We start from the raw sequence: 14,029 nt of genomic DNA on the forward strand, positions 1-14,029 counted from the left end.
AAGCAGCAGGAGGCACCATGGCAATGACCGGCACGTTCGCCGAATCCGGAGCAGATCTCCGGCTCGAGCAGATCACCAAGTCGTTCCCCGGGCACACCGCCGTCGACGCGCTGGACCTGACGGTGCCGGCCGGGTCCTTCTTCGCCCTGCTCGGCCCCTCGGGATGCGGCAAGACCACGACGCTGCGGCTCGTCGCCGGGCTCGAGGAGCCCACGAGCGGCACCATCACGATCGGCGGCGAGGACGTCACCGACACGAAGCCGTACCAGCGGCCGGTCAACACGGTGTTCCAGAACTACGCGCTGTTCCCACACATGAGCGTGCTCGACAACGTCGCGTTCGGCCTGAAGCGGCGACGGATCCCGGACCCGATGACGAAGGCACGCGAGGCCCTGCACCTGGTCGAGCTCGACGCCTCGGCCGACAAGCGCCCCGCCTCCCTGTCCGGCGGCATGCAGCAACGCGTCGCCCTGGCCCGCGCGATCGTGAACCGGCCGGCGCTCCTGCTGCTCGACGAGCCGCTCGGCGCGCTGGACCTGAAGCTCCGGCACCAGATGCAGCTCGAACTCAAGACGATCCAGGCCGAGGTCGGGCTCACCTTCCTGCACGTCACCCACGACCAGGAAGAGGCGATGACGATGGCCGACACGGTCGCCGTCATGAACGGCGGCCGGATCGAGCAGATGGGCAGCCCGCAGGACCTGTACGAGCTGCCCCGCACCGCGTTCGTCGCGAACTTCCTCGGCCAGTCGAACCTGCTCGAGGGCGAGGTCCGCGGCACCGATGGCCCGCTGCTCGTGGTCGCGACCCCGGCCGGCACCATCGCCGTCCCCGCCGACCGCGCCGTCGCCACCTCGGGCAGCGTCGTCGTCGGCATCCGTCCGGAGAAGCTCAAGATCCGCACCTCGGAGCCCACGCCCGAAGCCGGCCGGAACATCCTCGGCCCCGGCCGCGTGGTCGACGTCTCGTTCTCCGGCGTCAGCACGCAGTACCTGGTGGACGTCCCCGGCGCCGGCCGCGTCTCCGTCTTCGCGCAGAACTCGAAGGGCGGGCCGCGGATCGCGACCGGCACCGAGGTCTGGCTCACGTGGGGCGTCGACCACGGGTTCGGCCTGGAGGCGCACCCCGCGTCCGACCAGGCCGTCACCACCCACGCCGCCACGGGCCTCCAGTCCGCACCCGCCACGGCAGGATCGCTCGCGTGACCGGCGGGGGAGCCGACCCGGACCTGTTCCGCGGACTGACGTCCGCGCGCGTCAGCCGGCGCGGTCTGCTGGCCGGCGGCGGGGCCGCCGCACTCGCGGCGCTGCTCACCGGGTGCAGCATCAAGGGCTCAGCCGCCTCCGGCGCCGAGAACGCCGTCGACTGGACCGCGTTCTGGAAGGACGCCGAGGCGACGAAGCAGCTGAACTTCGCGAACTGGCCGCTCTACATCGACTCCGACCACGGCAAGTCCGAGTCGCTCGCGCTGTTCCAGCAGGCCACCGGCATCAGCGTCGACTACCAGGCGGTGATCCAGGACAACGCGACGTTCTACGCGACCGTCTCGCCGATCCTGCGGGCGCAGGGTGCCACTGGCTACGACCTCATCGTGATGACCAACGGGTTCGAGCTGACCCAGATGATCAAGAACGGGTTCGTGTGCGAGCTCGACCACTCGCGCCTGCCGAACTTCGCGGCGAACGCGGGCGACTCGGTGAAGGACCCGACGTACGACCCCGGCAACAAGCACTCCGTCGTCTGGCAGACGGGGTTCACCGGGATCGCCTACAACCCGAAGTACATCGACCGTGAGATCACGTCGTTCCAGGACCTGCTCGACCCGGCGTTCGCGGGCCGTGTCGGACTGATGAGCGACAACACCGAGCTCGGTTCCCTCGGACTCCTCGCGAACGGCATCGCCCCGGAGACGTCGACCCCGGCGGACTGGCGGAAAGCGCAGGCCTGGTTGCGGAAACTGCGCCCGAGCGTGACCGGCTTCTACGACCAGAGCTACATCAACAAGCTCGAGAACGGCGACACCTGGATCACGCAGGCCTGGTCCGGTGACGTCTTCCAGGCGCAGCAGTCCGGGTTCGAGGACCTGCAGTTCATCACGCCGGAGGAGGGCCAGATGATGTGGCACGACAACCTCATGATCCCCCGGCAGGCGGCGAACCCGGTGGCCGCCCTCGAGTGGATGGACTTCTACTACACGCCGAAGATCGCGGGCATCGTCGAGGACTGGGTCAACTACGTCTGCCCCGTCCCCGGCGCCGAGGCCTACGTCCGCGACGAGCTCGACGACGCGACGGTGGCGGACAGCCCGCTGGTGTTCCCGGACTCCGACGTGCTGGACCGGTCGCACGAGTTCCGGGTGTTCGAGAACTACGACGAGTACTCGGAGTGGAACGGCATCTTCAACGCGGTGGTGCAGTCGTGACGGCGGTCGGGGTCGCCGGCCCGGGTGCCACGCCGACACCGGGCGCCGGTCCGGCGCCCGTCCGTCGGGGGCGGCGTCGCAGCACACCGTTCCTGCTCGCGCTCGTGGGCACCGCGTACCTCTGCGTGTTCTTCGTCATCCCGCTCGTCTCGGGGCTCATCGTCTCGCTCATGTCGGGCAACCCGGACGACGGCTACACCTTCACGTGGAACTGGGGGATCTACGGGTCCCTGTTCGTCGACCCGCAGGTGCCGTACCTGACGTTCCTGCTCCGATCCCTCTGGTACGGCGCCGCCGCCACGGTCGTGACCATCATCGTGGGGTACCCGGTGGCGTACTTCATCGCGTTCCGGGTGTCCCCGCGGTGGAAGAACCCGTTGCTCATGCTCGTCTTCGTGAGCTTCCTGGTGTCGTTCATCATCCGCACCGACATGTGGGCGTTCGTGCTCGCGTCGCAGGGGCCGGTCGTCACGTTCCTGCAGGCGATCGGTCTGGCCGGCAAGGACTTCCACATCCTCGGCACAGGCGGCGCGGTGATCTTCGGAGACGCCTACAACGACCTGGCCTTCATGGTGCTGCCGATCTACGCCGCCCTCGAGCGCATCGACCCACGACTCGGCGAGGCCGCGAACGACCTGTACGCGGGCAAGTTCCGGGCGTTCTGGCACACCACCTTGCCGCTGTCCCGGTCGGGCATCTTCGCCGGTGTCCTGCTCGTCTTCATCGACAGCGTCGGGGACCCGGTGAACTCGGCCCTGCTGGGCGGCACGAACACCTACACGATCGGCCAGGCGATCCAGGACGCCTACTCCGGCAACCAGCAGTACAACGTCGCCGCGGCACTGTCGACCGTGCTCATGGTCGTGCTCGGCATCATCCTGTTCATCTACGCCCGCGTCTCCGGCACCGACGACCTCGAGGACCTCGTATGACCGCCGTCGCACCGACCCGTCCGTCCGCCGCCCCGGCCACCGGTGGGATCGCCCGCGGTCCGAGCCGCCACGGCGTGAACCGCCGCGGTCCCTGGCTCGCGATCGTGTACTGGGTCACCATCGCGATCACCCTCGTGCCGATCGTCTACATGATCGTGTACTCGTTCAACGACGCCCCGACGAACCGGCTGTCGTTCGCGTGGAACGGCTTCACGACCTACTGGTACGCGAACCTGGTCAACGTGTCCGGGCTCGGCGCCGCGTTCGTCACCTCGGTCGTCGTCGCGTTCCTGGCCGCGATCATCTCGGTCGCGATCGGGCTGCCGCTGGCCCTGGCGCTCGAGCGGTACCGGTTCCCCGGCCGCGGTGCCGTGAACGCCGTCGTGTTCGCGGACATCGCGGCGCCGTCCATCGTGGTCGGCTCGGCGTCGCTGTCGTTCTTCTTGTCGGTGGGACTCGGCACCGGGTTCCTGACCGTGCTCATCACGCACGTGGCGTTCGACGTCGCCTACGTCGTGGTGGTGCTCCGGGCCCGGATCTCCGGCACGTCGCGGGTGCTCGAGGAGGCCGCGAGCGACCTCGGGGCGACCCCGTTCCAGGCCTTCCGGCTCGTGACGCTGCCGCTGCTGGCGCCGGGCATGCTCGCCGCCGGGTTGCTGGCGCTCGCGATGTCGATCGACGACTACGTGATCACCTCGTTCGTCGCCGGCCCCGCGGTCACGTTCCCCTTGTTCGTGTACGGCGCCGCGAAGGCCGGGATGCCGCCGCAGGTGCTGTGCTTCGGGACGCTCGTGTTCGCGGTGGGGCTGCTCGTCGCGCTGCTGAACGGGGCACTCAACCGGCGGTTGGCGCGCACGCGCGGGTAGGCGCCGGCCCGCACGGTGCGGCTTTCGCGGGCCGGTGCGCGATTGGCGCGGGTCGCACGGTGCGCGGGCTGGTGCGTGGTTGGCGCGGGTCGCGCGGTGCGCGTTGCGCGAGCTGGTGCGAGGTTGACCGCTGGGTGCGTGCTTGTAGTGGCGCACGGTGCGTGGAACCTCGCACGGGGTGAAGAGGTGCGCACGGTGCGGACGGGAGGCGCGTGGCGGGCTGGCGCCGTGCCTCCCGTCCGGCGGGTGGTATGCGTCCACAGCACGGTGCGGCTTTCGCGGGCTGGTGCGTGGTTGGCGCGGGTCGCACGGTGCGCGTTGCGCGGGCTGGTGCGTGGTTGACCGCAGGGTGCGTGCTTGTGGGGGCGCACGGTGCGTGGAACCTCGCACGGGGTGACGAAGCGTGCACGGTGCGGACGAGAGTTCAGTGCTCGTGACGCTCGATCGACGACCGTGTTACGGGCACGAGTCGGGCGGTGTGCCGCGGTGCGCACCACAGGGCACACGCGTAGGTTCCAGCCATGAGTGCAGAGCTGACGCTCGGCGCCGAGGAAGAGCTGCACCTCATCGACCTCGAGTCCGGCCGACTTTCCGCGAAGGCCCCGCGCCTTCTGCCCAAACTGCCCACCGACCGCTTCGGCGCCGAGCTGCAGCGCACGACGATCGAGACGAACACCCCGGTGGTGCGGACCCTCGACGACCTGCGGCGGGTGATCGTCGACCTGCGCAGTGAGCTCAGTGCCGCGATCGCCCCGGCCGGGGTCACGATCGCCGCCGTCGGCACCGCGCCGAGGTCGGAGTACGCCGACTTCGAGCTGAGCGCCGGCGGTCGGTACGGCCGGATGCAGGAGCAGTACCGGATGCTCGTCGACGAACAGCTCATCTGCGGCCTGCAGGTGCACGTCGGGGTCAGTGACCGCGACCTGGCGGTGCTCATCGCCCAGCGGGTGGCGCCGGTGCTCCCGTCACTGCTCGCCCTGAGCGCGTCGAGTCCGTTCTGGAACGGGCAGGACACCGGGTACGCCTCGTTCCGGAGCATCATCTGGCAGCGATGGCCGTCGGCTGGCAGCTTCGGTCCGGTGGAAGACGCCGCCGAGTACGACCGGGTGCTCGACGACCTGATCGCCTCGGGCGTGATCGCCGACAAGAAGATGGCCTACTTCGACGTGCGGCCGTCGTCGCACGCCCCGACGCTCGAGCTGCGGGTCTGCGACGCGACCCCGGTGGTGGACGACGCCGTGCTCATCGCCGGACTCTTCCGCGCCGCCGTGCGCAAGGCCGAGAAGTCGGTCGTGTCCGGCGCCGAGTGGCACCCGCGGAGTGAACCCCTGCACCGTGCGGCGATGTGGCAGGCTGCCCGCTCCGGGTTGAGCGGGGAACTCGTCGGCCTCGGACAACACCCCGAACGCCTGCCCGCCGAGGTCGCGGTGCGCCAGCTCGTGTCCCGCCTGCGCCCGGAGCTCGAGGAGCTCGGCGACTGGGGCACGGTGACGGAGCTCCTCGACGCGACCCTGGCCCGCGGCAACTCCACCGACCGGCAGCGCACCGCCTACGCCGAGCGCGGGGAGCTGGACGACGTCGTCGCCCTGGTGGTGGAGGACACCGCGGGGCTCCCGTCCGGACGCGACGAGGACCCGGTGGTCCCGATCCCCGGGTACCGCGTCCGTGCCGGTGACGAAGCGGTCGGCCCCGGGGCACGCCCCCGTCCGGCGTTCCGTGACCTGGCGGCCTTCTTCGACGGCTGGGACGCCGAGACCGCGATCGACCGCTGCACTGCCCGCGACGTCTGGACCCGTGAGCACCACGTCGGCTTCGTGGTGGACGGCGACGCGCAGGCGTTCGGCTGCGACCTGGTGCCCCGGACGATCAGCGCGTACGAGTGGTCGCAGCTCGAGCGTGGCCTGGGGCAGCGTGCCCGCGCGATCGAACTGTTCCTGCGTGACGCGTACGGCGAGCGGCGGATCGTGGCCGACGGCGTGCTGGACGCGGACCACTTCGTCGGCGCGAAGGGCTGGGACCCGGACGCCACCCGGCTGCCGGCGACCGCCGTCCGTGCGCCGGTGCTCGGGTTCGACCTGGTGCGGAACGAGTTCGGCGGCTGGCGGGTGCTCGAGGACAACGTCCGCTCGCCCTCGGGCGTCGCGTACGGCATCGCCCTGCGCGAGCTGATGGACGACGTCGTGCCGGACGCCCCGCGGCCGGCGCACCTGCGCGACCCGCGCGGCGTGATCGACCGGCTGCGCCGGACCCTCTGTGCAAACGCCACCGCGGTGACGGGCGCGACCGACCCCGTGATCGCACTGGTCAGCGACGGCCCCGGCGCCGGCGCGTGGTTCGAACACCGCAGGCTGGCCGACGGGGCAGGGTTGCGCCTCCTGTCCGGATCGGACCTGGACGTCCGTGACGGACGCGTGGTCGACGCGACGACGGGCGACGTGCTCGACGGGCTGTACCTGCGGATCGACCGCGACGTCAGTGCGCTGACGGCGGAGCACGCTCACGACCTCGGTGCGCGGATCCTCGACGCGGCGGAGGCAGGCCGCGTCCACCTGGCGAACGCGCCGGGCAACGCGCTGGTCGACGACAAGGCGATGTACGTCACCGTGCCGGACCTGATCTGGTACTACCTGGACGAGAAACCCCTGCTGGCATCGGTGCCGACGTACCGCACGAGCATCGAGGTGGAACGGCTGTCGGTCCTGGACCGCGTCGGGGAACTCGTCACGAAGCCGGTCGACGGTGAGGGCGGGCGCGGGGTCTTGATCGGACCGAGCGCGAGCGCCCCCGAGGTGGCCGAGCGACGGCGCGAGATCGCCGCGGACCCCGCCGGGTGGGTGGGGCAGGAGGTCGTGCAGCTGTCCTCGCACCCGACGATCGGACCGGCCGGTCTCGACCCGCGGCACGTGGACCTGCGGGCCTTCGTCTACGCGACGGGGACCGGACCGGACGACGTGCACCTGGCCGACGTGGCCCTGACCCGCGTCGCACCCGAGGGCAGCATGGTCGTCAACTCGTCGCAGGGCGGCGGCGCGAAGGACACGTGGATCATCGGGACGACAGGGGAGCGCTGATGTGTGGACTCGCGGGTGAGATCCGGTTCGACGGCCGAGCGCCGGACGTCGGGGCGGTCGCCCGGATGACCGGGTGCATGGTGCACCGCGGCCCCGACGGTGACGGGCTCTGGGCGCGCGGTCCGGTCGCGCTCGGACACCGACGGCTGTCGATCGTCGACCTGTCCACCGCCGGTGCGCAGCCGATGGTGCTGCCCCGGGCCGGACTGACGATCGCCTACAACGGCATGGTCTACAACTACGAGCAGCTGCGTGACGAGCTGCGCGGCAAGGGCCACGAGTTCTTCTCAACGTCGGACACCGAGGTCATCGCCGTCGCCTACGCCGAGTGGGGCACGGCCTTCGTCGAGCACCTGATCGGCATGTTCGCCATCGCGATCTGGGAGCACGCCAGCGGCCGACTCGTGCTCGCGCGGGACCGGCTCGGCATCAAGCCGCTCTACGTCGCGCCGGTGCGGGGCGGGCTGCGGTTCGCGAGCTCCCTGCCCGCGATCCTTGCGGGAGACGGCGGGACGGACGTCGACACGTCCATCGACCCCGTCGCCTTCGCCTCGTACATGAGCTTCCACTCGATCGTCCCCGCGCCCCGCACGATCCTCTCCGGCGTCGGCAAGCTCCCGCCCGCCACCGTCCGGGTGATCGAGCGCGACGGCACCGCCCGCGACACCGTCTACTGGGAGCCGCGGTTCGAACGCGACCCCGCCAAGGCCGACTGGACCGACCGGGACTGGGAGCAGGCGTTCATCGGCTCGCTCCGCACCGCGGTCGAGCGGCGCATGGTGGCCGACGTCCCCGTGGGCGTCCTGCTGTCCGGCGGCATCGACTCGTCCCTGGTCGTCGGGCTGCTCGCCGAGGCCGGGCAGCAGGACCTCGCCACGTTCAGCATCGGCTTCGAAGCGGCGGGCGGTGAGTCCGGCGACGAGTTCGAGTACTCGGACCAGGTCGCGGAGCACTTCGGCACCGACCACCACCGCATCCACATCCCCTCGTCGCGCCTGCTCGACGGCATCGACGGTGCGGTCGCTGCCATGAGCGAGCCGATGGTCAGCCACGACTGCGTCGCGTTCTACCTGCTGTCGCAGGAGGTCTCGCAGCACGTCAAGGTCGTGCAGTCCGGCCAGGGTGCCGACGAGGTGCTCGCCGGATACGACTGGTACCCGCCGCTCGCCGACGTCCCCCGCGACCAGGCGGCCGAGGCCTACCGTTCCGTGTTCATGGACCGCCGCTGGCCGGCACTGCAGGGGCTGCTCGGGGAACGGTGGAAGAGCGACGACGACACCCCGTCGGCGTTCGTCGACCGCGAGTTCGCGCGTTCCGGAGCGGAGACGAGCGTCGACGCCGCGCTCCGCAGCGACACCACGATCATGCTCGTCGACGACCCGGTGAAGCGGGTCGACAACATGACGATGGCGTGGGGGCTCGAGGCCCGCGTGCCGTTCCTGGACCACGAGTTCGTCGAGCTCGCCGGTGCGATCCCACCCGCGCTCAAGCTGTCGGACGGCGGCAAGGGCGTCATGAAGCGGGCGTCCCGCGGGATCGTCCCCGACAGCGTCATCGACCGCAGCAAGGGCTCGTTCCCGGTGCCCGCGATCCGGCAGCTCGAGGGCCCCTACCTGGAGCGGGTGCGCGCGGCACTGCACGCGCCGGAAGCACGTGAGCGCGGCCTGTTCGACCCGGGTACGGTCGAGCGGATGCTCCAGGACCCGAACAGCACGCGGACCGAGATCGGCGCGAACGCGCTCTGGCAGCTCGGCCTGATCGAGATGTGGCTGCAGCAGCAGGGGGTGCGGTGATGCAGCCGGGAGGCGCGGCGAGCGTCGCGTCGTCGGCCGACGTCCGTCCCTCGGTCACGACCAGGGCCGCGGCCGACCTGGGTGAGCGGCTCGCCGCCGCCTGGGGGTCGTGGGGCCCCACCATGACCCGGAACGCCCGGCGCGTGGCGTTCGTGTCCGACCGGCACGGCACCCCCGAGGTGTTCGTGCAGGACGTCGTCGTCGACGGCGAGCTGCCCGAACCGGTCCGGATCGCGCTGTCCGACGACCCCGTGATCCGGGTGTCGTGGTCGTCCGACGGGGAGTGGCTCGCCGTGGCGATCGCGACCGACGGTGGCGTGAAGCAGCAGGTCTGGGTGGTCCGGCCGGACGGCACCGACGCCGCGCAGATCGCCGGTTCGCGGTACCAGCACGCCGAACTCGGGCCGTGGAGCCGCAGCGGGCACCGGGTCGTCATCACGCTGCCCTCGACCGAGGCCGACCAGCCGGCCCGCTCGTACCTGGTCGACCCGGTGTCCGGCGACCGCGACGACCTGGCCGTCGGCGAACTCATCCACATCCTCGACCTGTCGGTGGAGGAACGGCTCGTCGTGCTGAGCGACGGGCAGCGCGGCCAGGAGTTCGTCGTCGTGGTCGACCGGCTGACCGACGAGAGCCATGCCCTGTTCGCCGACGACCCCGACGGGTCCGCCGAGATCGCGTTCCTGCGGCCCTCGCCCGCGAGCGAGACCAGTCCCCTCGTCGCCTACGTCGCCACCGAGGCCGGACTGCCCCGCCGCGGACTCGTCGCCCAGCCGGTCGGTCCGCACGGGTGGCGCGGCACACCCCGCCGGATCGCCGAACGGCCCGACGCCGAGCTCGAGTACCTCGACGCCGACGACGCCGGCCGCACGCTGCTGCTCGTCTGGAACGTCGACGGGCGCAGCGAACTCGACCTCATCAACACCCACGACGCCTCGCGCACCCCGGTGCCCGACCTGCCCGGGTACGTGGTCACCGACCCGGTCCTCAGCCGTGACGGCCGGAGCGTGCTGCTCGCCGTCGAAGGGCCCACCCGACCGCGGGAACTCTGGCGGCTCGACACGAACGCACTCACCTGGAACCGGGTCACCGACGTGCCGGTGCTGCCCGACGTGCAGCTGGTCGAGCCGACCCTCGAGCGGTTCGCCGCCCGTGACGGACTGGAGCTGACCGGCTGGCTGTACCGGGCGGTGGAGCCGGCCGCGTCGTCGGCGGATGCCGATGGCGCGACGCAGGACGTTCCTCCCGGCCCGCACGCAGCGCTAGTCCACCTGCACGGCGGACCGGAGTCGCAGGAACGACCCACGTTCTCGCCACAGCACCAGGCGCTGGCCGCCGCCGGGGTGACCGTGTTCGCCCCGAACATCCGCGGATCGTCCGGCTACGGGCACGAGTTCGTGCACGCCGACGACCTGGCGTTGCGGTGGAACGCGCTCGCCGACGTCGTCGACTGTGTGCGGTTCCTGGTGACCAACGGGTACGCCGATCGCTCCCGCGTCGCCGTCGAGGGGCGCTCGTACGGCGGGTACGCGACCCTCGCGTCGTTGGCGTTCACCCCCGACGTGTTCGCGGCCGGGGTCGCGGTGTGCGGGATGAGCGACTTCGCGACGTTCTACCGGGACACCGAACCGTGGATCGCCTCGGCGGCCGCGACGAAGTACGGACACCCCGTCGACGACGAAGCGCTGCTCGCGGCCCTGTCGCCGATGCGTGCCATCGACGACGTCACGGCGCCGCTGCTCGTCGTGCACGGCGAGCTCGACACGAACGTCCCCATCGGTGAGGCGCACCAGGTCGTCGCGGCGCTGCGGGAGCGGTCGCACGACGTCGAGTACCTGGAGCTCGAGGGCGAGGGGCACGAGTACCGGCGGGCGTCGTCGCGGGCGCTGCTCGTGCGGCGGATGGTGGAGTTCGTGGCGGCGCGTTTGGCGTGAGGCGCCGCGGGTTCTCGGAGGGGGCGTCACGGGGTGCAACGATGCGCCGGCGGCGCTTGCCGCGGGCAGAGAATGGTGGGATGACGACGACTGACCTGACACGACCCGGAGAGGTCCTCGTGACCTCGGCAGCGGACGTCGAGCAGGTCGTGCAACGCGCCACGAACCAGTACGCCTCCGGGGTCGTCGCGGACACCACCGGGTGGGCCGACGGCGATCGTCGGCGGATCGAGGACCTCGGGTTCCGTGGTGGTGATGCCCGCGGCGAAGCGCTCCGGACCCTCGATCTGACCATCGCCGCCGACGGCACCCCGACGCGCGTGCTCGACGCGCCCGCGATGGCCGCGCTGAACAGCCACCACGCGCGGTTCGCCGAGCGGCGCGGTGACGTGGTCCGCTACCAGACCGACGTGTCGGTGTGGACGGGGATCCCCGCGCAGCCCACGCCGCGGGACTGGGAGGACGTCCGGGCGCTGCTCGGGTCGGGCGGGATGCTCGGCGTCGGTGCGGCTGCCGTCCTGCCCGAGGGGTGGGAGCTCGTCGAGGGTGCCGGCGGCGTACAGCTCACCGGTGAGGCGATCGAGGGTGCGCCCGACCCCGAGGCCGTCGTGCTGACGCCCGACGACGTGCCGGAGATGACCGCCCTGGTGGAGCGGACGAAGCCGGGGCCGTTCCTGCCGCGCACGATCGAGCTCGGCACGTACCTCGGCATCCGGCGCGACGGCCGGCTCGTCGCCATGGCGGGGGAGCGCCTGCACCCGCCGGGGTGGACCGAGATCAGCGCCGTGTGCACGGACGAGGCGTACCGGGGGCAGGGGTTCGGGCGCCGGTTGGTGCTCGCCGTCGCGCACGGGATCCGGGAGCGTGGGGAGACACCCTTGATGCATGCGGCCGCCGGGAACACCGGGGCGATCGGGCTGTACCAGCACCTCGGGTTCCGGCTGCGGGACCGCGGGGCGCCGCGGTTCGTGCGGGTGCCGTGAGCTGCGTTCGGGCCTGACGGGTCAGAACGCGGCGAGGGCGCGGCGGAGCATGTCGTGGCCCTGGGCCTCGTAGCCCTCGTCGCCGACCGCGTAGGCCCAGGTCGCGGTACCCACTGCTTCGCGGAGTTGCAGCCAGCGCCAGGCGTCCGACTCGCGCGGATCGTTGCCGTAGCCGTCGAAGAACGCTGCTTCGAGGGGCGGATCGTGCTGCCAGTGGAGCACCGCGAGGCGGGTGAGGTCGAACGATGCCGGGCGCCAGCCGAAGCGGCCGAAGTCGATGACGCGGAGCCGTCCGTCGTCCACGATCCAGTTGCGCGGGTGGAAGTCGCCGTGGGTCGGGACGAGGGGCTGCGTCGCGTGGTCGGTCGGGAGTGCGCGCAGTGCTGCTCGTGAGCTGGCGACGAGGTCGTCGGGGATCCGGTGCGGTGCGTCGAGCGCGGCCAGTGCCTTCGCCTGCTCGTGCAGCAGGAACGTCGGGTCGTGCCGGGTGCCGTGCTCGTGCAGACGCCGGAGGACTGCGCCGGCCTGCCGGTGGACGTCAGGGGCGTGCTCGTCCGCGGTGCCGAGCGCGAGGTGACCAGGGACGCGTTCGAGGACGAGGACGCGGTGCTGTTCGTCCGCGGCCACGAGGGCACCGGTGTCCCCGGCAGCGCGTAGGGCGTCGGTCACGGTCCGGTGCGCCTCGAGTTCCCGGGGGAAGTGGGTGTTGTCCCGGCCGGACGCCTTCACGGTGTAGCTGACGTCGCCGTTGACGATGTGCAGGACCCTCGTGTCGAGAAGCCCCCACGAGTCATCCGCCACCAAGACCGCGCCGGGGAGCGTCCGGAGCACGAACGCGATCTGGTGGTCGTCGAGTCCGGTGTCGCCCCACTGCATGGCGGCACGCTACCCGGTCCGCTCTGCGCACCGCGGCCGTTCTGGGGGCTTGTCGACCCTTCCGCTCCCTCGGACACTGATGCAGCCGTCCGCCACCGTGGTTCGGGTGCGGTGTGATCAAGGAGGGCGCAGTGCGCACGTCATCGAAGGCCGCAGCCGCGGTCGCACTCGGGTTCGCCCTGACGGCGGTCATCGCCGCACCGGGGATCGCGGATGCTGCGAGCTGCCGAGGCGACAGCATCTCGGTCAACGACCTCGCGTCCGGGTGTCACGTCGGCTCCGGCGTGGTGGCGCTCGACGACGGCCGGACCTTCGCGGTGCCCGCCGCGGGCGTCACGCTCACCGCCGCGCCCGTCGCTGAAGGGGACACCGACCCCGGTGACGTGGTGATCGCGAACCGTGGTGCCGCCGGCATCGCCGTGCAGGTCGACGAGGTGTGGGCCGGATCGCCCACCGCCGTCCGGCAGGAACGCGCAGCCCAGCAACGGCGAACGCTCGGGCCGACGATCCGCGGGACTGCCTCGCACGGCGGCGCCACGACGTTCGCGAGCTGCGGGAGCAGGGCGTACGTGCTGACCGGCGCGCACTGGGAGTCGCCGATCCGGTGGCGGTACAACCCGACCGGGGCGAAGGTGTCGAAGGTCGCAGCGATCCAGCGCGGTGCAGAGGCCTGGACCGGCACGATCACGGCGTGCGGTCAGACGGTCCAGTCGACGGCGGCGCAGGAGTACCTCGGCACCGCGACGCAGAAGCCCGCGGTCACCGCCGATGGCGGCTGCGGGACCTCGAACCGGACGAGCGTCATCGGGTGGGGCAAGCTGCCGTCGAAGACCCTGGCGCTCACGTGCATCTGGTCCTTCACGGACGGGGTCGCCTTCGAGACCGACCAGCGCTACTCGACGAGTCACCGGTGGGGATCGACCAGCACCTGCTCGGGCAACCGGTTCGACCTGCGCGGCATCGCGACGCACGAGTGGGGGCACTCGTACGGGCTCGGGCACACGGCGCAGAAGTCCGGGCTCGTGATGAAGCCGTCGTCGACCGTGTGCGACACGGCGCAGCGGACGCTCGGGCTCGGCGACGTGCGGGGGATCGCGGCGCTGTACTGAGCGGTTCCTTCGTCCATGCAGGCACAGCGAGGTTCCGGCCGTA

General features: G+C 71.5%; 10 protein-coding genes. 9 read left to right on the forward strand and 1 reads right to left on the reverse strand.

Annotated elements, in window-relative coordinates; translation table 11 throughout:
* Positions 1–17 precede the first annotated feature (17 nt).
* From ACXKZB_RS00250 to ACXKZB_RS00285, 8 genes are all read left to right on the forward strand, one after another.
* Positions 18–1,205 carry an ABC transporter ATP-binding protein gene (locus ACXKZB_RS00250; RefSeq protein ID WP_222658996.1) on the forward strand — a complete coding sequence of 396 codons (1,188 nt, stop codon included), beginning with the start codon at positions 18–20 and terminating at the stop codon, positions 1,203–1,205.
* Positions 1,202–2,422 carry an ABC transporter substrate-binding protein gene (locus ACXKZB_RS00255; protein WP_488824231.1) on the forward strand — a complete coding sequence of 407 codons (1,221 nt, stop codon included), beginning with the start codon at positions 1,202–1,204 and terminating at the stop codon, positions 2,420–2,422. Before ACXKZB_RS00250 ends, ACXKZB_RS00255 begins: the two co-directional genes overlap by 4 nt.
* Positions 2,419–3,354, forward strand: coding sequence for an ABC transporter permease (locus ACXKZB_RS00260; RefSeq protein WP_488824232.1), 936 nt, complete (start codon positions 2,419–2,421; stop codon positions 3,352–3,354). The genes ACXKZB_RS00255 and ACXKZB_RS00260 overlap by 4 nt, the downstream gene beginning before the upstream one ends.
* Positions 3,351–4,220: an ABC transporter permease gene (locus ACXKZB_RS00265; RefSeq protein WP_111083719.1), complete on the forward strand. Its 870-nt coding sequence runs from the start codon at positions 3,351–3,353 to the stop codon at positions 4,218–4,220. Before ACXKZB_RS00260 ends, ACXKZB_RS00265 begins: the two co-directional genes overlap by 4 nt.
* Positions 4,221–4,741: 521 nt before the next feature.
* Positions 4,742–7,291, forward strand: coding sequence for a glutamate--cysteine ligase (locus tag ACXKZB_RS00270; RefSeq protein ID WP_488824233.1), 2,550 nt, complete (start codon positions 4,742–4,744; stop codon positions 7,289–7,291).
* Entirely contained in the window at positions 7,291–9,084 is a 1,794-nt protein-coding gene (locus ACXKZB_RS00275) for an N-acetylglutaminylglutamine amidotransferase (RefSeq protein ID WP_488824234.1), read from the forward strand. The genes ACXKZB_RS00270 and ACXKZB_RS00275 overlap by 1 nt, the downstream gene beginning before the upstream one ends.
* A complete protein-coding gene (locus ACXKZB_RS00280) occupies positions 9,084–11,018 on the forward strand; it encodes a S9 family peptidase (RefSeq protein ID WP_488825936.1) in 1,935 nt (644 codons plus the stop codon). The genes ACXKZB_RS00275 and ACXKZB_RS00280 overlap by 1 nt, the downstream gene beginning before the upstream one ends.
* Positions 11,019–11,098: 80 nt before the next feature.
* A complete protein-coding gene (locus ACXKZB_RS00285) occupies positions 11,099–12,001 on the forward strand; it encodes a GNAT family N-acetyltransferase (protein WP_488824235.1) in 903 nt (300 codons plus the stop codon).
* Between the two features lie 21 nt (positions 12,002–12,022).
* Here ACXKZB_RS00285 and ACXKZB_RS00290 read toward each other — a convergent pair whose 3' ends face one another.
* Positions 12,023–12,877 (reverse strand): phosphotransferase enzyme family protein, encoded by an 855-nt coding sequence (locus tag ACXKZB_RS00290; RefSeq protein ID WP_488824236.1) that lies wholly within the window; start codon positions 12,875–12,877, stop codon positions 12,023–12,025.
* Positions 12,878–13,008: 131 nt separating this feature from the next.
* Between ACXKZB_RS00290 and ACXKZB_RS00295 the strand changes: the two genes are divergently transcribed.
* Positions 13,009–13,986 (forward strand): matrixin family metalloprotease, encoded by a 978-nt coding sequence (locus ACXKZB_RS00295; RefSeq protein ID WP_488824237.1) that lies wholly within the window; start codon positions 13,009–13,011, stop codon positions 13,984–13,986.
* Positions 13,987–14,029 lie beyond the last annotated feature (43 nt).

The organism is Curtobacterium sp. ABR8, assembly GCF_057812125.1.

Coding starts and splice junctions, on each gene's coding strand:
- ACXKZB_RS00280 (WP_488825936.1), top strand. CDS start 9,084: ATGCAGCCGGGAGGCGCGGCGAGCGTCGCGTCGTCGGCCGACGTCCGT.
- ACXKZB_RS00270 (WP_488824233.1), top strand. CDS start 4,742: ATGAGTGCAGAGCTGACGCTCGGCGCCGAGGAAGAGCTGCACCTCATC.
- ACXKZB_RS00275 (WP_488824234.1), top strand. CDS start 7,291: ATGTGTGGACTCGCGGGTGAGATCCGGTTCGACGGCCGAGCGCCGGAC.
- ACXKZB_RS00265 (WP_111083719.1), top strand. CDS start 3,351: ATGACCGCCGTCGCACCGACCCGTCCGTCCGCCGCCCCGGCCACCGGT.
- ACXKZB_RS00285 (WP_488824235.1), top strand. CDS start 11,099: ATGACGACGACTGACCTGACACGACCCGGAGAGGTCCTCGTGACCTCG.
- ACXKZB_RS00290 (WP_488824236.1), bottom strand. CDS start 12,877: ATGCAGTGGGGCGACACCGGACTCGACGACCACCAGATCGCGTTCGTG.
- ACXKZB_RS00250 (WP_222658996.1), top strand. CDS start 18: ATGGCAATGACCGGCACGTTCGCCGAATCCGGAGCAGATCTCCGGCTC.